This window comes from Micrococcus sp. UYEF5, from assembly GCF_040546065.1.
Taxonomy (GTDB): domain Bacteria; phylum Actinomycetota; class Actinomycetes; order Actinomycetales; family Micrococcaceae; genus Micrococcus; species Micrococcus luteus.
In genome coordinates this window covers 352,869-370,085 of record NZ_JBEPNB010000001.1, presented here as the reverse complement: position 1 = coordinate 370,085, position 17,217 = coordinate 352,869, and the positions used below count along the sequence as shown (strand labels likewise).

At 74.3% G+C, this 17,217-nt stretch carries 16 protein-coding genes; 13 read left to right on the top strand and 3 right to left on the bottom strand.

What is annotated here, in order from left to right:
- Positions 1 to 7: 7 nt before the first annotated feature.
- From ABIB16_RS01775 to dapF, 9 genes are all read left to right on the top strand, one after another.
- Complete coding sequence (locus tag ABIB16_RS01775; protein ID WP_170721021.1) at positions 8 to 529, top strand: CinA family protein; 522 nt, start codon at positions 8 to 10, stop codon at positions 527 to 529.
- Between the two features lie 80 nt (positions 530 to 609).
- A complete protein-coding gene (locus tag ABIB16_RS01770; protein ID WP_170721018.1) occupies positions 610 to 1,893 on the top strand; it encodes a hypothetical protein in 1,284 nt (427 codons plus the stop codon).
- Positions 1,894 to 2,000: 107 nt separating this feature from the next.
- Positions 2,001 to 2,402, top strand: coding sequence for a helix-turn-helix domain-containing protein (locus tag ABIB16_RS01765; RefSeq protein ID WP_036315027.1), 402 nt, complete (start codon positions 2,001 to 2,003; stop codon positions 2,400 to 2,402).
- Positions 2,403 to 2,494: 92 nt separating this feature from the next.
- Positions 2,495 to 2,713 (top strand): DUF3046 domain-containing protein, encoded by a 219-nt coding sequence (locus ABIB16_RS01760; RefSeq protein WP_002856506.1) that lies wholly within the window; start codon positions 2,495 to 2,497, stop codon positions 2,711 to 2,713.
- A 210-nt stretch (positions 2,714 to 2,923) separates the two neighbouring features.
- Complete coding sequence (recA, locus tag ABIB16_RS01755; protein WP_041104259.1) at positions 2,924 to 3,988, top strand: recombinase RecA; 1,065 nt, start codon at positions 2,924 to 2,926, stop codon at positions 3,986 to 3,988.
- On the top strand, positions 3,985 to 5,001 hold the full coding sequence (locus tag ABIB16_RS01750) for a regulatory protein RecX (protein WP_145950913.1): 1,017 nt from the start codon (positions 3,985 to 3,987) through the stop codon (positions 4,999 to 5,001). Before recA ends, ABIB16_RS01750 begins: the two co-directional genes overlap by 4 nt.
- Positions 5,002 to 5,040: 39 nt before the next feature.
- Positions 5,041 to 6,588 carry a tRNA (N6-isopentenyl adenosine(37)-C2)-methylthiotransferase MiaB gene (gene miaB, locus ABIB16_RS01745; RefSeq protein ID WP_020628159.1) on the top strand — a complete coding sequence of 516 codons (1,548 nt, stop codon included), beginning with the start codon at positions 5,041 to 5,043 and terminating at the stop codon, positions 6,586 to 6,588.
- The gene (gene miaA, locus ABIB16_RS01740; RefSeq protein WP_095346647.1) at positions 6,588 to 7,526 is read left to right on the top strand and encodes a tRNA (adenosine(37)-N6)-dimethylallyltransferase MiaA; all 939 of its coding nucleotides are present in this window, start codon (positions 6,588 to 6,590) and stop codon (positions 7,524 to 7,526) included. Before miaB ends, miaA begins: the two co-directional genes overlap by 1 nt.
- A gap of 9 nt (positions 7,527 to 7,535) precedes the next feature.
- Positions 7,536 to 8,489 carry a diaminopimelate epimerase gene (dapF, locus tag ABIB16_RS01735; protein ID WP_113913929.1) on the top strand — a complete coding sequence of 318 codons (954 nt, stop codon included), beginning with the start codon at positions 7,536 to 7,538 and terminating at the stop codon, positions 8,487 to 8,489.
- Positions 8,490 to 8,546: 57 nt separating this feature from the next.
- Here dapF and ABIB16_RS01730 read toward each other — a convergent pair whose 3' ends face one another.
- The gene (locus ABIB16_RS01730) at positions 8,547 to 9,182 is read right to left on the bottom strand and encodes a class I SAM-dependent methyltransferase (protein ID WP_271437799.1); all 636 of its coding nucleotides are present in this window, start codon (positions 9,180 to 9,182) and stop codon (positions 8,547 to 8,549) included.
- A 25-nt stretch (positions 9,183 to 9,207) separates the two neighbouring features.
- Entirely contained in the window at positions 9,208 to 10,371 is a 1,164-nt protein-coding gene (locus ABIB16_RS01725; protein WP_036315046.1) for an NAD(P)-binding domain-containing protein, read from the bottom strand.
- Positions 10,372 to 10,815: 444 nt separating this feature from the next.
- Between ABIB16_RS01725 and hflX the strand changes: the two genes are divergently transcribed.
- Entirely contained in the window at positions 10,816 to 12,456 is a 1,641-nt protein-coding gene (gene hflX, locus ABIB16_RS01720) for a GTPase HflX (RefSeq protein WP_354436012.1), read from the top strand.
- Positions 12,453 to 14,552, top strand: coding sequence for an ATP-dependent DNA helicase (locus ABIB16_RS01715; protein ID WP_036383346.1), 2,100 nt, complete (start codon positions 12,453 to 12,455; stop codon positions 14,550 to 14,552). Before hflX ends, ABIB16_RS01715 begins: the two co-directional genes overlap by 4 nt.
- Positions 14,553 to 14,595: 43 nt before the next feature.
- Here ABIB16_RS01715 and lexA read toward each other — a convergent pair whose 3' ends face one another.
- Entirely contained in the window at positions 14,596 to 15,312 is a 717-nt protein-coding gene (lexA, locus tag ABIB16_RS01710) for a transcriptional repressor LexA (RefSeq protein WP_158184566.1), read from the bottom strand.
- Between the two features lie 291 nt (positions 15,313 to 15,603).
- Between lexA and ABIB16_RS01705 the strand changes: the two genes are divergently transcribed.
- Both ABIB16_RS01705 and ABIB16_RS01700 read left to right on the top strand, forming a co-directional pair.
- Entirely contained in the window at positions 15,604 to 15,978 is a 375-nt protein-coding gene (locus ABIB16_RS01705) for a LysM peptidoglycan-binding domain-containing protein (RefSeq protein WP_020628151.1), read from the top strand.
- A gap of 43 nt (positions 15,979 to 16,021) precedes the next feature.
- On the top strand, positions 16,022 to 17,143 hold the full coding sequence (locus ABIB16_RS01700; RefSeq protein ID WP_020628150.1) for a histidinol-phosphate transaminase: 1,122 nt from the start codon (positions 16,022 to 16,024) through the stop codon (positions 17,141 to 17,143).
- Positions 17,144 to 17,217: the final 74 nt, after the last annotated feature.

Sequence of the window (17,217 nt, the reverse complement as noted above, 5' to 3'; positions counted from 1 at the left end):
GATGACCATGGCGGCGGCCCGGGACGTGGTGCACGCGCTCGCGGACGCGGGCCTCACGGTGGCGACGGGGGAGTCCCTCACCGCCGGTCTGGTGGCCGCGCGCCTGGCCGACGTCCCCGGGGCGTCGGCCGTGCTGCACGGGGGCGTGGTGGCCTACCAGAACGCCGTGAAGACCGGCCTGCTGGGTGTGCCGGAGGACCTGCTCGCGCGGGTCGGGGCGGTGGACGCGGACGTGGCCCGGCGGATGGCCCTCGGCGCCCGGGCGGCCCTGGGCGCCGACGTCGGTGTGGCCACCACGGGCGTCGCCGGGCCCGAGCCGCACCAGGGCCAGCCGGTGGGCACCGTGTGGCTCGGCCTGGCCGTGCCCGACGCGGACGCGAGCGCGCTGGACGTGTTCGGCGGCGAGCGCGACGGCGCGGCCACCGCGATCCTCCTCCGGCTCGACGGCGACCGGGCCGCGATCCGGGAGGCCACCGTCGCCGCGGCGCTGCAGGCCCTGACGCGCCTGCTCGCCGGCCGCGGCCACTGAGGCTGCATGGGGGCGCCGACCGACCCGCCTCGGCGCCCCGTCCCTGGTGCCGGCCCGCCCCGCCGCGTAGGTTCGGCGCGATGGAGACCGCATCGCCTCCCACCCCGCCCGAGCATGCGCCGCAGGACGGCGACGACGCCCCGGGCCCCCGCGTCATCGGCCTCGTGGCCGACCCGGGCACCCCGTGGGCCCTCGTGCGCCGCATCGCCGGGGATGTCGAGGACCGGCTCGACGACCGCCTGCCGCAGCCCGGCGGCTGGCGGGTCGAGACACGGCAGGAGTCGCTGCCGGTCGGTGCGACCGGGGGCATGGTCCTGGAGGAGCCGGTCCGCTCACTCGCGGACGGGCGGGGATGGGACACGGTGGTCGCCGTCGTCGACCTGCCCCGGTTCGACGACCGGCGCGGCGTGGTGGCGGACGTCGTGCCGCAGCTGCGGGTCGGCGTCGTGTGCGTCCCGGCGCTGGGGGTCATCACCCCGGCCCGCCGGCTGCGGGAGACGGTGCTGCGGATCGTCGAGCACATCGACACCGCCCCGCACGTGGACCCGCCGGACGGGGAGCTGGACGTGCAGTCCTCCGACGAGTCCGGCGAGGTGGAGGAGGACGGCGGCCGGTCCCCGGCGGACGAGCCTCCCGAGCCCGACACGGCCGCGCTGCGGGGCATCGCCCCACTGGGCGACGTCGACGCGGACGTGACCACGACCACCGGGATGGGCGGCGGGTCCCGGCGCACGTCCACGGTGTACGTGAAGGGCTGGACGGGCACGCTGCGCCTGCTGGCCGGGATGGTGATGGCCAACCGGCCGCTGCTCATGCCGCGGGACATGACGTTCACGATCGCCTCGGCCAGCGCGGCCGGTGCCTACGGCGTGTTCTTCGGCTCCATCTGGGTGCTCTCCAGCGTGATGTCCCCGGTGCGGCTCGCGGCGGTCAGCGTGCTGTCCGTGGTGCTGCTGGTGGCGTGGCTGGTCACCACGAACGGCCTGTGGACGCACGGTGCGACCCACCGGCACAGCTCGCGGCTGGACAACCTCTCCACCGTGCTCACCGTCGGTCTGGCCTGCACCGTGGTCTACGTCCTGCTCTTCGTCACGCTGCTGCTGGTCGCGCTCATGATCATCCCCGTGGAGTATCTGGAGGAGGAGCTCGACCAGCCCGGCGGCGTGGGCGACTACGTGCGGCTCGTGTGGCTCGCGGCGTCGATGGGCACGATGGCCGGAGCCGTCGGCTCGAGCCTGGACGACTCCGACCGCATCCGGAACGCCACCTACTCCCTGCGGGAACGGCATCGGCGCTCGGAGCGGCACGAGGGCGACGGGGCCGCCGAGGGCCCGACGGCGGGGGAGACCATGTCTCGGGAATGAACGCGACCCCGCCCGACGTTGAATGTAACGAGTCAAGAAGAGTGCCTCGCGGGATCAGGCTCGCGGCCCGGCGCCCTTCAGGAAAAGTCCAGGAGCAGGCGATAGACATGATGCGACATCCCGTCCATTCCCACGGAATCACGCGCTGGGTCGATGACCAGCCCCGTCCCCGCGCGGCCGCCCCCGACATCAAGGAGCGCAGCATGCCCCTCCTCCGCCACGAGATCGGCGACGTCCTGCGCGACGTCCGGCAGCTCCAGGGCCGCACCCTGCGCGAGGTCTCGCACGACGCCCGTGTCTCGCTCGGCTACCTGTCGGAGGTGGAGCGCGGCCAGAAGGAGGCCTCCTCCGAGTTGCTGGCCTCGATCTGCCAGGCGCTGGACATCCCGCTGTCCTACCTGCTGCGGGAGGTCTCGGACCGGCTCGTGGAGCAGGAGGGCATGGTCGTCCCGGACACCCTGCCGGACGATCTCACGGACCCCAGCCTGGGCTCGCTGGCCGGCCGCTGACCCCGCCACCCCCACGGCGCGGGCGCCCCGTCTCGGGGCGCCCGCGCCGTCTGCGTCCCCGTCCCCGCGACCGACCACAGAGAGGACCGCCCGTGCGCGAGAGCGAGTTCCGCCGACTGATGGACGAGGAGTTCGGCCCCGCCCGGGCCGGCCTCGTGGCCGACTCCCTGCACCTGCCCGGCCTGGACACCACCGCGACGGCGGCGCTCGCCGCCGGCGTGGACCCGCGGCGGGTCTGGCTGGCGGTCTGCGACCTGCATGAGATCCCGCAGGAGCGGCGTCTCGGTCGGGACGTGCCGCCGAAACGCTGACGCCGCGACGCGCTGGCGGGGCACTGCCCCTGTTCGAACACGTGTTCGAAGAATGCGGTAGAGTCCTGCACAGCAGTGCGACGGGGTGATCTCGTGCACAGGCGGGGCCGGCCACGCTTATCGTGTCCGCCGCCCCCCGTAGATTCACGGACATGACCGAGGCGGGCGCTCCAGCGTCCGCGGCAGCACCACCAGAGCTAGGGGTGAAGGATGAGCAAGGTGACGGATCGCGAGAAGGCCCTCGAGGCCGCTCTCGCCCAGATCGACAAGCAGTTCGGCAAGGGTTCCGTCATGCGGCTGGGGGACCAGACCCAGGCACCCGTCGAGGTCATCCCCACGGGCTCGGTGGCCATGGACGTGGCCCTGGGCATCGGCGGCCTGCCGCGCGGCCGCGTGGTGGAGATCTACGGCCCGGAGTCCTCGGGCAAGACCACCCTGGCCCTGCACGCGGTGGCCAACGCGCAGCGCAACGGCGGCATCGCGGCCTTCATCGACGCGGAGCACGCCCTGGACCCGGTCTACGCCCGCCAGCTCGGGGTGGACACGGACGCCCTGCTGGTCAGCCAGCCGGACACCGGCGAGCAGGCCCTGGAGATCATGGACATGCTCGTCTCCTCGGGCACCCTGGACATCGTCGTCATCGACTCCGTGGCCGCGCTGACCCCGCGCGCCGAGATCGAGGGCGAGATGGGCGACTCCCACGTCGGCCTGCAGGCCCGCCTCATGTCCCAGGCGCTGCGCAAGGTGACCGGCCGCCTGCACCAGACCAAGACCACGGCCATCTTCATCAACCAGCTGCGCGAGAAGATCGGCGTGTTCTTCGGCTCCCCGGAGACCACCACGGGCGGCAAGGCGCTCAAGTTCTATGCGTCCGTGCGCATCGACGTCCGCCGCATCGAGACCCTCAAGGAGGCCGGCAACCCCGTCGGCAACCGCACCCGCGTGAAGATCGTCAAGAACAAGATGGCCCCGCCCTTCAAGCAGGCCGAGTTCGACATCCTCTACGGGGTCGGCATCTCCCGCGAGGGCGGCCTGATCGACATGGGTGTCGAGGAGGGCATCGTCAAGAAGTCCGGCGCGTGGTTCACCTATGACGGGGACCAGCTCGGGCAGGGCAAGGAGAACGCCCGTCGCTTCCTCAAGGACAACCCGGACCTCGCCAACGAGATCGAGGAGCGCATCCTCACGAAGCTCGGCATCGGCGTGGCCCCGGAGGCCGAGGACGACGAGGCCCCGGCCCTGACCGCGGTTCCGGGGGACACCGCGGCCGGATGACCCGATCGCGCCGGAACGTCGGAGGCGGGGCCGCCCACCGGTCGGAGACGACCGGCCGGAGCGGCTCCGCTCCCGGTGCGTCCGCGTTCGACGACGCCCGGGACTCGGACGTGGGCCGGATGTGGCTCGATCTGGCCGGCGCACCGGAGCCGACGTCGTCCGACGCGGACGCCACGGAGGCCGCGCGGAACGCCGTGCCCGCGCACGATGCCGGGACCCCCGCGGGGGACGTCCCGGATCCCGCCCCCGGCGTGGCACCGGATCTCGGGGCCCTGCTGACTCGCGCGAGCGACCTGCCCAGCCCCGCGCCCGGCGCCGGGCCCCGGACGCTGCCCTGGTCCGGGCGCGAGGACACCCGGGCGGACACCGAGCGCCGGGGCCGACAGCGGGCCACCACGCCCCCGCGGCGTGGCCGTCCTCGCGACGAGGGACGCCCGGCCGTGGATCCCCGCCCCGCCGTCGAGACCGACCGCCCCCGACGTCGCCCCGGCCCGGCGCCCCTGCCCACCGCACCGCGTGAGCGCGAGGAGGCCGCACGCGAGGTCGTCCTGCGCCAGCTCGCCCTGGGCCCCCGCTCCCGCGGCCAGCTCGAACGCAAGCTCGCCGAGCGCCAGGCCGAGCCCGAGCTGATCGAGCGCGTCCTCGACCGCTTCGAGGAGGTGCGCCTCGTGGACGACGCCGCCTTCGCCGAGGTCTGGGTCCGCAGCCGTCACCGAAGCAAGGGCCTGGCGCGCCGTGCCCTCGGGCACGAGCTCCAGCAGAAGGGCGTGGACCGGGAGATCGCCGCCGAGGCGCTCGAGGCCATCGACGGCGAGGACGAACGGGCCGCCGCCCTCGACCTCGTGCGCCGACGGCTGCGGGGCCGCACCGTCCCCGGCGGTGCCTCGCCGGAGGCCCGGGCCGAGCGGGACAAGGTGACCCGCCGCCTCGTCGGCATGCTGGGACGCAAGGGCTACGGCGGCGGCCTCGCGTTCGCCGTCGTGAAGGAGGTCCTCGCCGAGCACGAGGAGTGAGCGGACCCGGGCCGCGCCCGGAGTTCCTAGAATGGTGCGGTGACTCTGACGGACCCCACCCCCCGCACCACCCCGCTCGCGCAGGACGGCGCCGCCGCGCGCCCGCACGAGGGCCTGACCTATGAGGTCCGCACCTTCGGCTGCCAGATGAACGTGCACGACTCCGAGCGCATCTCCGGCCTGCTCGAGTCCACCGGCTACGCCCCGGTCGCCGAGGACGCCCAGGCCGACCTCGTGGTCTTCAACACGTGCGCGGTCCGCGAGAACGCGGACAACCGCCTGTACGGCAACCTCGGCAACCTGCGCGCGGTGAAGGACGCGCACCCGGGCATGCAGATCGCCGTCGGCGGGTGCCTCGCCCAGAAGGACCAGGCCGCCATCCAGCGCAGGGCCCCGTGGGTGGACGTCGTCTTCGGCACCCACAACATCGGCTCCCTGCCCGTGCTGCTGGAGCGCTCCCGCCACAACGCCGAGGCCGAGATCGAGATCCTCGAGTCGCTCGAGGTGTTCCCCTCCACCCTGCCCACCAAGCGCGACTCCACCCACTCCGGCTGGGTGTCCATCTCCGTGGGCTGCAACAACACGTGCACGTTCTGCATCGTCCCGTCGCTGCGCGGCAAGGAGAAGGACCGCCGCCCCGGGGAGATCCTCGCCGAGGTGCAGGCGCTCGTCGACGCCGGCGCCGTCGAGGTCACGCTGCTGGGCCAGAACGTGAACACCTACGGCGTCGAGTTCGGCGACCGCGGCGCGTTCGCCAAGCTGCTGCGCGCGTGCGGGGAGATCGAGGGCCTCGAACGCGTCCGCTTCACCAGCCCCCACCCGGCCGCGTTCACGGACGACGTCATCGACGCGATGGCCGAGACCCCCAACGTCATGCCGCAGCTGCACATGCCCCTGCAGTCGGGCTCGGACAAGGTGCTCAAGGACATGCGCCGCTCCTACCGGTCCGCGAAGTTCCTGCGGATCCTGGAGAAGGTGCGCGAGCGCATCCCGCACGCCGCCATCACCACGGACATCATCGTCGGCTTCCCCGGGGAGACCGAGGAGGACTTCGCCGAGACGATGCGGGTGGTCGAGGCCTCCCGCTTCTCTTCCGCGTTCACCTTCCAGTACTCCATCCGCCCGGGGACCCCGGCCGGGGAGATGGACCACCAGGTGCCCAAGGCCGTCGTCCAGGAGCGCTTCGAGCGCCTCGTGGCCCTGCAGGACCGGATCTCGGCCGAGGAGATGGCCACGCTCGTCGGCACCCGCCAGGAGCTGCTCGTCACCGCCGACTCCGGCTCCAAGGCCGCGGAGCGCGGCCGCCTGTCCGGGCGCGCACCCGACAACCGGCTCGTGCACTTCTCCGTGCCCGCCGGCGCCGAGACCCCCCGCCCCGGCGACTTCGTCACCGTGACGGTCACCGAGGCCCACCCGTTCTTCGCCGTCGCCGACCCGACCGCACAGGACTACGTCCTGCGCCGCTCCCGCGCCGGCGACGCGTGGGACCGCGCCCAGGCCGAATCGTGCGGCGCGCCCGCCCCCGGCACGGCGGGCGGCTCCGGTGCCACGAGCCTCGGCATGCCGACCCTGCGCCCGCGGTCCTGATGCCCGCCGCCGCGGCCCGGCCGCCCGTCGTCGCCGTCGTCGGGGCGACGGCGACGGGCAAGTCCGCCCTCGCCGTCGCCCTGGCGCACGCGCTGGACGGCGAGGTGGTCAACGGGGACGCCCTGCAGTTCTACCGGGGGATGGACGTGGGCACGGCGAAGGTCACCCCGGCTGAACGCGAGGGTGTCCCGCACCATCTGCTGGACGTGCTCGACGTCGGCCAGGAGGCCTCGGTGGCGGCCTTCCAGTCCGCGGCCCGCGACCTGTTCGACCAGATCCGCGCGCGGGACCGGACCCCGATCCTCGTGGGCGGCTCCGGGCTGTACGTGCGGGCGGCGCTGGACGTGCTCGACTTCCCGCCCACGGACCCGGCGCTGCGGGCCGAACTGGAGGCGCGCGCGCAGCGGGAGGGCCTGGCCGGGCTGAGGGCCGAGCTGGCCGCCCTGGACCCGGTCTCGGCGGAGCGGCTGCAGGACGCCCGCCGCATCGTGCGCGCGCTGGAGGTGTGCCGGCTGACGGGCCGTCCGTTCTCCGCGTTCATGCCGGAGCGCACGTACGCCCCGGAGGTCGCCCCCGTGGTGCAGCTCGGCCTGCGCCTGGACCGGTCCGAGCTGCACCAGCGGATCGCGGCCCGGGTGGAGCGCATGCTGGCCGAGGGTCTGCTGGACGAGGTCCGCCGCCTCGACGTCCCCGGGCCGGAGGGGCTGCGGCAGGGACCGACCGCGTCTCGCGCGATCGGCTACGCCCAGATGCTCGCCGTCCTCGACGGCGAGCTCACCGAGGCGGAGGCGGCCGAGCAGACCGTCGTGGCCACGCGCCGGTTCGCCCGACGCCAGGAGACCTGGTTCCGGGCCGACCCACGCGTCGTCTGGCTCGACGCGCAGGGCGAGGACATCGTGGCGGAGGCGCTCGCCGTCGTCGCCGGGGACGCCACCTAGACTGGGCCCATGACCGAGCAGCCCGCGGCGCCCGCCGCCCAGGACCCCCTCCACGCGAGCGCGCCGCGCGTGCCGTTCACGAAGGGCCATGGCACGGGCAACGACTTCGTGCTGATCGCCGACCCGGACGGCAACACGCAGCTCGACGCCCAGCGCGTCGCACGGCTGGCTGACCGGCACCGGGGGGTCGGCGCCGACGGCGTCATCCGCGCCGTGCGCTCGGCACGCCTGCCGGAGGGTGAGGCGCTGCTCGCCGAGCACCCCGAGGCCGAGTGGTTCATGGACTACCGCAACGGCGACGGCTCGATCGCCGAGATGTGCGGCAACGGGGTGCGCGTCTTCGTGCACTTCCTGGTCGAGAAGGGCTTCGTGGACCTGGCCCCCGGCCGGGCGATCACCATCGGCACGCGCGCCGGCGTGAAGGCCGTGACCCGGCTCGAGCACGGCTACGCGATCGACATGGGCCCCTGGTCCTACCTCGACCCCGAGCTGGCGGAGGAGGCGGCGTCGGACTCGATGGTCCGCGCCCACGGCCTCACCGATCCGCGTCCGGCGCTGAGCGTGTCGCTGGGCAACCCCCACACCGTGGTCCCGCTGGCCTCCTTCGCCGACCTCCAGGGCCTGGACCTGGGCCGCGCCCCCGAGGTGGACCCCGCTCCGCCGCTCGGCACGAACGTCGAGTTCGTGGCCGCGCACGAGCCGCTCGTGCGCGAGGGCGTCGGCCGCGTGCGGATGCGCGTGCACGAGCGCGGGGTGGGCGAGACCCAGTCCTGCGGGACGGGCGCGTGCGCGGTGGCCGTGGCGATGCGCGCGTGGTCGGGCGACCAGGGCACCGACTCGTGGCTCGTCGAGGTGCCCGGCGGCGTGCTGGCCGTGGATGTCGTGCCGGGCCCGGAGGGGGCCGAGCACGTGGTCCTCTCGGGCCCGGCCGAGCTGGTCTTCGACGGCGAACTCACCGCCTGACCGCTGTCGTTCGGGAAACGGCAGGCCACGGACCGCTGTCGTTCGGGAAACGGCGCCTCAGCGCGCCCGCGCCACCCGCAGGATCCGGAAGCCCTTGACGCTGTCCGCCCGCTCCGCGGTGAACCGGCTGGGCGCGCGCTCCTCGAGCATCCGGCCGATCCACGGCAGCAGCGAGTCCGCGCCGAGGTTCTTCTGCACCACCAGCCAGGCCTCGCCGCCGGGGGCCAGGCGTGGCAGCCACCGCTCCAGCAGGGCGTGCAGTGCCGGCTTGCCGATCCGGATGGGCGGGTTGGACCAGATGAGGTCGAACTCCGCGCCCTCGGGGACGTCCTCCGGCCGCAGTGCCACGACGTTGCCGAGGCCCAGCGCTGCGGCGTTGTCGCGGGTCAGCTGCAGGGAGCGGTCGTTGACCTCGACGGCGGTCACCTCCGCCTCGGGCGACCGCAGCGCCAGCGTGAGGGCCATCGGTCCCCAGCCCGCGCCGACGTCGAGGAACCGGCCCGTCGCCGGCGGTGCGGGCACGGCCGAGAACAGGGCCGCGGTGCCCTTGTCCAGACCGTCCGGGGAGAAGATCCCGTTGGCCGTCTGGACCTCGACGTCGCGGCCGGCCAGGCGTGTCCGCAGGGTGCGGCGCCGCTCGGGCGCGGAGGGGTCGGCGTCGAAGTAGTGGGATGCGGAGCTCACGGCGACCATGGTAGCCAGCGGGTCGTCGCGGCCCTCAGCCCGACGCCGGCCCGGCCAGGTCCGCGAGGATCGCGCGCACTGCGTCGCGCCCGGCGCGGTTGGCCCCGACCGTGGACTGGGAGGGCCCGTAGCCGAGCAGGAACAGGCGCGGCTCGTCCAGGGCGCGCCCGCCCGCCACGCGGATGCCGCCGGCGGGCGTGCGCAGCCGCAGCGGAGCGAGGTGCCGGATCGCCGGCCGGAAGCCGGTGGCCCAGAGGATCACGTCCGCCGGTTCGAACGAGCCGTCGGGCATCCGCACCCCGTCCGGCTCGACGGCCATGAACATGGGGTGGCGCACCAGCACGCCTCGCGTCTCGGCCTCGCGTACCCAGGACGAGCGGTGCATCCCGGTCGCCCCGACCACGGAGCCCGGCGGCAGGCCCGCACGGGTCCGTTCGTCCACCCCGCGCACCGACTCGGCCAGGGCGCCGGGCGCGGCCGAGTCCTGCCACTGCGGCTCGCGGCGGGTCACCCACAGGGTGTCCGCGACCGTGGAGATCTCGGCCAGCAGCTGCGTCGCCGAGACGCCCATGCCCACGATCACCACCCGCTGCCCGGCGAACTCGTCCTTGGACACGTAGTCACGGGTGTGCAGCTGCCGGCCGCGGAACGAGCGCATCCCGGGCACCGAGGGCCACCGTGGGGACGTCCAGGTGCCGGTCGCGTTGACCACGAAGTCCGCCCGCCACGTGCCCGGCGCCCCGTCCGTGCGGACGAAGAACCCGCGCGCACGTCCCGGCTCGCCGATCCGCTCGACGCGCCTCACACGCACGGGCCGCCGGATCGGCAGGGCGAACCGTGCCTCGTAATCGGCGAAGTAGGCCGGCAGCAGGGTGTTGGCGTGCGCGGCCGGGTCGGCCGGCGGCACCGGGTCGCCGGGCAGCTCGTGGATGTGGTTGACGGTGGCCATCGTGAGCGAGTCCCAGCGGTGCTGCCACGCGCCGCCCGGGGCGGTCTCCGCGTCGAGCACCACGAACGTGCCGGGGGCGTCGTCGGGGACGCCGGCGGCGCCGTCGTCGTTCGGACCCAGCCCCACGAAACCGCGGCGGCGCAGGTGGTAGGCGGCGGACAGCCCCGCCTGGCCCGCGCCGATCACGACGACGGTCGCCCGGCCCGTCCGGCCGGGCCGCGGCGGGGCGGGGGAGGGGGACGCGGTCATGCCCGCAGGATACGTGCGCGTCGTCAGCGGACCGGGCGCCGGGGCCCCTGTCGCGCACGCGCGCCGCCCGGTACACTCGACGCCCATGTGGATCTTCCTGCGCTGACGCCCCCGCGTCGCTGCCCGCCCCCGCCCCCTCGCGCGCCCGCCTCGGATGAGGCCGTCGAGCGCGCCCCGGCACCTGATGGAGATCCCACCATGGACGATGTGGTCCGCCCCTGCACGCCCGCCGACGAGACCTCGTGGCTGCGGTGCTGCGTGCTCACCTTCCTCCCGCGAACGGAGCCGCCGCGAGATCGTCGCAGCGCGGCGCCGACCCCTGCCCACACGGCCGTGCGCGTCACCCGCCACGTCCGCCCCCTGCGGACAGCCGCCTAACGCGTCCGCGCACCCCTTTACCCTGAGACCATCGGGCCATCCGACCGCGGCGGCCCAGAGGAGACCATGACTGAGAAGAACCAGCACACCCCCGGCCCCCAGGGCGCCCACGGCTCCGAGGACGAGATCCAGGCCGTGATCGACCGCATCCTCGCGGCCGACGACGCCCGCCGGGCCTCCGAGCGCGAGGCGACCGGGCACGGCTCCGCGGACGGCGCCGCCGCCGAGCACCGGGACGCCCCCGACGCCGGCGCCCCGGACCGCTCCGGCGCGCTCGCGGGCCGCGCACTCGCCCTGGACGAGGGCGAGGACGGGCACACGGACGCCGACGGCGACCAGGACGAGCTCGCCGCGCGCCACTCCCTCAAGCGAGTGCAGGGCCTGTCCACCGAGCTCGAGGACATGACCGAGGTCGAGTACCGCCAGCTGCGCCTGGAGCGCGTGGTGCTGGCGGGCGTCTGGACCGAGGGCTCCGCGGAGGATGCGGAGAACTCCCTGCGGGAGCTCGCCGCGCTCGCCGAGACCGCGGGCTCGGAGGTGCTCGACGGCGTCATCCAGCGCCGCGCCACCCCGGACCCGGCCACGTTCCTCGGCAAGGGCAAGGCGCAGGAGCTCGCCGAGATCGTGGCGCTCTCCGGTGCGGACACCGTGGTGGTGGACTCCGAGCTCGCCCCGTCCCAGCGTCGCGCGCTGGAGGATGTGGTGCGGGTGAAGGTGATCGACCGGACCGCGCTGATCCTGGACATCTTCGCCCAGCACGCGAGTTCGCGTGAGGGCCGCGCCCAGGTCGAGCTCGCGCAGCTCGAGTACCTGCTGCCGCGCCTGCGCGGCTGGGGCGAGTCCATGTCCCGGCAGGCCGGCGGCCGTGCCGCCGCCGGCGAGGGCATCGGCTCCCGTGGCCCCGGCGAGACCAAGATCGAGCTGGACCGCCGCCGCATCCGCACCCGCATGGCGAAGCTGCGTCGGGACATCGCCGGGATGAAGCCGGCCCGCGAGGCCAAGCGCGCCAACCGTCGTCGCAACCGGGTGCCGTCCGTGGCGATCGCCGGGTACACCAACGCCGGGAAGTCCTCCCTGCTCAACCGCCTCACCCACGCCGGGGTGCTCGTGGAGAACGCCCTGTTCGCCACGCTGGACCCCACCGTGCGCAAGGCCATGACGCCGGACGGCATCGGCTACACCCTCTCGGACACGGTCGGCTTCGTGCGGAACCTGCCCACGCAGCTGGTCGAGGCGTTCCGCTCCACCCTCGAGGAGGTCGCGGACGCGGACGTCATCCTGCACGTCGTGGACGGCTCGCACCCGGACCCCGAGGGCCAGATCGCCGCGGTGCGCTCCGTGTTCGCGGAGGTGGACGCGCACCGGATCCCCGAGATCATCGTGCTGAACAAGGCGGACGCCGCGGACCCGGCCGTCATCGCCCGGATCCGGGCCAAGGAGCCCCACGCCGTGGTGGTCTCGGCGCGCACCGGCGAGGGCATCGACGAGCTCGAGCGCGCCATCGCGGCCACCATCCCGCGGCCTGACGTGCGGCTCGAACTGCTGATCCCGTTCACCCGGGGTGAGCTGGTCTCCCGCCTGCACTCGGCGGACGCGGAGATCCTGGCCGAGGGCTACGAGGAGGGCGGCACCCGCCTGTCCGTGCTGGTCCGTCAGGACATCGCGCCGGACTTCGCCGAGTTCGTCGTGGAGGCGGACGCGTTGTGAGCGGCGGGGCGGAGGAAGTCGGGGCAGGCGGCGCGCAGCCCCGCACGGAGCACGAGCGCGAGGCACTGCGCCTGCTGGACGCCGCGGTGCAGGCCACCGGCGGCCAGCACCGCGCGGGCCAGCGGGAGATGGTGCTGCAGGTGGCGCGCGCCCTCGAGTCGCGCCGCCACCTGCTCGTGCAGGCCGGCACCGGCACCGGCAAGTCCCTGGCCTACCTGATCCCCGCGATCCAGCACGCGATGACGCAGGAGGACCCCGTCGTCGTCGCCACGGCCACGCTCGCCCTGCAGGCCCAGATCATGAAGCGGGACGCCCCCCGGCTGGTCGAGGCGCTCAAGGACGAGCTGCCTCGCGAGCCCGTCGTCGCCCTGGTCAAGGGCCGCTCCAACTACCTCTGTCGCCACAAGGTGGACGGCGGCTACCCCGGGGATGAGGGCGAGGAGGCCCTCTTCACGGTCGCCGACGACGGCGGGGTGATCGGCTCCGCCACGGACGGCGCCGCCGGGCCCTCCTCCCTGTTGGGCAAGGAGGTCATGTACCTGCGGGCGTGGGCGGACCAGACCGAGACCGGGGACCGCGACGACCTCGAGGTCCCCGTCACCGACCGCGCGTGGCGGCAGGTCTCCGTCACCGCGGTCGACTGCCTCGGCGCGTCCCGCTGCCCCCAGGCCGAGGAGTGCTTCTCCGAGCGTGCCCGCGCGGACGCGGCGGACGCGGACGTCGTGGTCACCAACCACGCGATGCTCGCCATCAGCGCCTTCGAGGGCCTCGCGGTGCTGCCGGCGTACTCGGCCGTCGTCGTGGACGAGGCCCACGAGCTGCAGGACCGGGTGACCGGTGCGGTCACCGGGCAGCTGTCCGGGTCGATCGTGCACGGCGCGGCCACCTCGCTGCGCCGCCACACCACCGTGGCCGTGGAGGACCTGATCGAGGCCGGGGCGGCCCTGGACCGCGCGTTCACGGACACTCCGTCCGGTCTGATCGCCGCGGGCCCGGACGAGGTCCAGGAGCAGGCCCTCACCGGCGTCCTCACGGCCGCGCGCCAGTGCCTGTCCGACCTCGGCCAGGACAAGGACAAGGAGGCCGACGCCGACGGCGGACGGCAGATGGCGCGCTCGCGGATCCTCGAGGTCCTCGAGGTGGTGGAGCGCATGCTCGCCGCCCGGCCCGAGGCCGACTTCCCCGAGGTGCTGTGGGCCACCCGCCCCGGCCACTTCGAGCCCGGCGTGGGCTGGCAGCCGGGGGACGAGACCGACCCGCCCCAGCTCTACGTGGCCCCGCTCTCGGTGGCCGGCAAGCTGCGGGAGGGCCTGTTCGGCAAGGCGACGACGGTGCTCACCTCCGCCACGCTCACCGTGGGCTCGGGGGAGCGCCGGTTCGACTCGGTGGCCGGCGACGTGGGCCTGGCCGGCCCGGACGCCCCGAAGTTCGAGGCCCTCGACGTCGGCAGCCCCTTCGACTACCCGCGTCAGGGGGTGCTCTACGTGGCCCGGCACCTGCCCCGGCCCGGCCGGACGGCCTCGCCCGAGTCCCTGGATGAGCTCGAGGCGCTCCTGAGGGCGTCGCGGGGCGGGGCTCTCGGCCTGTTCTCCTCGCGCCGGGCGGCCGAGGACGCCGCCGCCGAGATGCGCCGTCGGCTCGGGCCGAAGACCACGATCCTGTGCCAGGGGGACGCGACCCTCTCCGCCCTCGTGCGCCAGTTCTCCGAGGAGCCGGACACGTCCCTGTTCGGGACCATGAGCCTGTGGCAGGGCGTGGACGTGCCGGGGAACTCGCTGCGGCTCGTGGTGATCGACCGCATCCCGTTCCCGCGGCCGGACGACCCGCTCTCCCAGGCCCGCACCCGGGACGTCGCCCGGCACGGCGGCAACGGGTTCATGCGGATCTCCGCCACGCATGCGGCCGTGCGCATGGCCCAGGGCGCCGGGCGCCTCGTGCGCTCCGTGACGGACCGCGGCGTGGTGGCCGTGCTGGACCCCCGCCTGGCCACCGAGCGGTACGGCGGCTACATCACCAGCGCCCTGCCGGACTTCTGGCGCACCACGGACCGCGACGTCGTCCGCGGGGTGCTGGCACGGCTCGCCTCGGGCGATTGACCTCGCTCGGCCTCGGGCCGTCGGCCCGGCCGGAGGGAGCGGGTCAGAGCGAACGCAGGACCGTGACGACCCGCCCCATCACGGTGGCGTGATCGCCGAGGATGGGCTCGTAGGCCGTGTTCTGGGGGAGGAGCCAGGTGTGCCCGTCGCGGCGGCGGAAGGTCTTCACGGTGGCCTCGTCGTCGAGGAGGGCCGCGACGATGTCGCCATTCTCCGCCGTGTCCTGCCGGCGCACCACCACCCAGTCGCCGTCGCAGATCGCGGCGTCCACCATCGAGTCGCCCGTGACGCGCAGCATGAACAGCTCGCCCTCGCCCGTGAGGCGTCGCGGGATCGCCATGACGTCCTCGACCTGCTGCTCAGCCAGGACCGGGCCGCCCGCCGCGATGCGGCCGACCCAGGGGACCGGCACGCTGTCCGCCTCGTCTGTGCCGGTGTGCCACGCGGGGATCGCGGAGACCCGCGACGACGGCGCAGCGGTGGGGGAGGCGGCCTCGCCCAGCGGGGTGCCGTCCACGTCGAGCAGCACCTCGAGGGCACGCGGGCGTCCGGGGTCGCGCCGGATGTAGCCGTGCCGCTCGAGACGGCCCAGCTGGTGCGTGACGGAGGAGAGCGAGGCCAGGCCCGCGGCGTCGCCGATCTCGCGCATGGAGGGCGGGTAGCCGTGGTCGGCGATCGCGTCCCGGATGGTCTGCACGATCCGCCGCTGGCGGTCGGTGAGCGGCGCGCGCGCCGCCGGCTGATCGTCGGTGGTGCTCATGGCTGCCGTCCGTTCTCCCGGGGTGATGGTGGCCGGACTCGTGTTCCGGCGTCCGGCTGCCGTCCGGACGCTTACCGTGTCCGCCCCCGCTGGTTGCCTGTGTCTTGGCGGTCCCGGGGCGTTCCGGGGCGTCCGTGCATGGCCTCGAGCCTAGAGGAGAGCCACCTCTCCTTCAAAGATATGTTCGATCTCGTCGTGGCATGTCTCGAACACCTGTGCTAGAAAGGCATTCGAACGGATTCGAACACATGTTCGATCACCTGGAGGGCATCCGCCCCGGAGGAGGACACCATGACGCTCACCACCGCCCAGTTCGCCGGCTCGCCCGCGACGGCGCGGCCGCGTCCGGCCACCATCCGTCTGACCCGCCGCGGCCGCCTCGTGCTGCGGGGGATCCCCGTGATCGCCGCGGCCGTGGCCGCCACGCTGGCGGCCGCCTTCTTCCTGGGTGTGCTGCTGTCGCCCGCCGCGGTGTCCGCGGACACCGCGGGGCCCGCCACCCAGTCCGTCACGGTCATGCCCGGGGACAGCCTGTGGACCATCGCCACCACGGTGGCTCCGGAGGCGGACGTCTACGAGGTGATCGCCACGATCGACGAGCTCAACGGGCTCGAGGGCCGGGCCCCCGCGCCGGGCGAGGAGCTGTTCGTCCCGGCCACGCGGTGACGCACGGCGGGCCTCGCCCTCCACGCTTCCTAGACTGGCGGCCATGACCGACCTCAGCTCTCTGCCCCTGCGTGAGAACCTCCGCGGCCTGAGCCCCTACGGCGCCCCCCAGCTGGACGTGCCGTACATGCTCAACACCAACGAGAACACGCATCCGGTGCCGGAGGAGGTCGCCACCGCCATCGCCGAGCGGGTCGCGGCCGTCGCCGGGGGGCTGAACCGCTACCCGGACCGCGAGTTCACGGGGCTGCGACGTGCGCTCGCCGGCTACCTCGGCCACGGCCTCACGGCGGACCACGTGTGGGCCGGCAACGGCTCCAACGAGATCCTGCAGCAGATCCTCCAGGCCTTCGGCGGCCCCGGGCGGACACTGCTGAGCTTCCTGCCCTCGTACTCCATGTACCCGCTGCTGGCCGGCGGCACGGACACCGTGTTCGTGGACGGCGGCCGTGCCGAAGACCACACCCTCAGCGCCGAGCACGCGGCGGCCATGGTGCGGGAGCACCGTCCGCACGTCGTCTTCCTGGCCTCGCCCAACAACCCGACGGGCACCGCCCTGGACCTGGCGACCATCGAGGCCGTGTACGCCGCGCAGGCGCAGAACGAGGCCGCCGGCGGGCCCGGCGCCATGGTCGTCGTGGACGAGGCCTACGCGGAGTTCGCCCTCGCCGGCACCCGCTCCGCCCTCACCCTCCTGCCCGGCCGTGAGCGGCTGATCGTCACGCGCACCATGTCCAAGGCGTTCGCCCTGGCCGGCGCGCGCCTGGGCTACCTGGCCGCGGACCCCGCCGTCGCCGACGCCCTGCGCCTGGTGCGCCTGCCGTACCACCTCTCCGCGGTCACGCAGGCCACGGCGGAGGCCGCCCTCGATCACGTGGACGCGCTGCTGCGCACCGTGGAGGACATCAAGGCCCAGCGCGACCGCATCGTCTCCACCCTGCGCGGCCTGGGACTGAGGCCCTCGGTGTCCGACTCGAACTTCGTCTTCTTCGGTCACCTCGAGGACGCGTCCGACGTGTGGCGCCGCCTGCTCGACCGCGGCGTCCTCGTGCGGGACGTCGGCATCCCGCACCACCTGCGCGTCACCGCCGGCACCGAGGCGGAGACGACGGCGTTCCTCACCGCTCTCGCGGAGGTCCTCGGCGAGACCGGGGACCGGTCCTGAGGCGTCACCGGAGTCTCGGCGTCCGCCCGGCTCCCTAGGATAGGGACAGCGCGCGCGGCGCCCCGGCCCGCCGG

Excerpts from the sequence above, each read along its gene's own strand:
- ABIB16_RS01705 (WP_020628151.1), top strand. The coding sequence starts at position 15,604 with ATGACGCTCACCACCGCCCAGTTCGCCGGCTCGCCCGCGACGGCGCGG.
- hflX (WP_354436012.1), top strand. The coding sequence starts at position 10,816 with ATGACTGAGAAGAACCAGCACACCCCCGGCCCCCAGGGCGCCCACGGC.
- dapF (WP_113913929.1), top strand. The coding sequence starts at position 7,536 with ATGACCGAGCAGCCCGCGGCGCCCGCCGCCCAGGACCCCCTCCACGCG.
- lexA (WP_158184566.1), bottom strand. The coding sequence starts at position 15,312 with ATGAGCACCACCGACGATCAGCCGGCGGCGCGCGCGCCGCTCACCGAC.
- ABIB16_RS01770 (WP_170721018.1), top strand. The coding sequence starts at position 610 with ATGGAGACCGCATCGCCTCCCACCCCGCCCGAGCATGCGCCGCAGGAC.
- ABIB16_RS01750 (WP_145950913.1), top strand. The coding sequence starts at position 3,985 with ATGACCCGATCGCGCCGGAACGTCGGAGGCGGGGCCGCCCACCGGTCG.
- ABIB16_RS01765 (WP_036315027.1), top strand. The coding sequence starts at position 2,001 with ATGATGCGACATCCCGTCCATTCCCACGGAATCACGCGCTGGGTCGAT.
- ABIB16_RS01730 (WP_271437799.1), bottom strand. The coding sequence starts at position 9,182 with ATGGTCGCCGTGAGCTCCGCATCCCACTACTTCGACGCCGACCCCTCC.
- ABIB16_RS01700 (WP_020628150.1), top strand. The coding sequence starts at position 16,022 with ATGACCGACCTCAGCTCTCTGCCCCTGCGTGAGAACCTCCGCGGCCTG.
- ABIB16_RS01725 (WP_036315046.1), bottom strand. The coding sequence starts at position 10,371 with ATGACCGCGTCCCCCTCCCCCGCCCCGCCGCGGCCCGGCCGGACGGGC.
- recA (WP_041104259.1), top strand. The coding sequence starts at position 2,924 with ATGAGCAAGGTGACGGATCGCGAGAAGGCCCTCGAGGCCGCTCTCGCC.
- ABIB16_RS01775 (WP_170721021.1), top strand. The coding sequence starts at position 8 with ATGGCGGCGGCCCGGGACGTGGTGCACGCGCTCGCGGACGCGGGCCTC.
- miaA (WP_095346647.1), top strand. The coding sequence starts at position 6,588 with ATGCCCGCCGCCGCGGCCCGGCCGCCCGTCGTCGCCGTCGTCGGGGCG.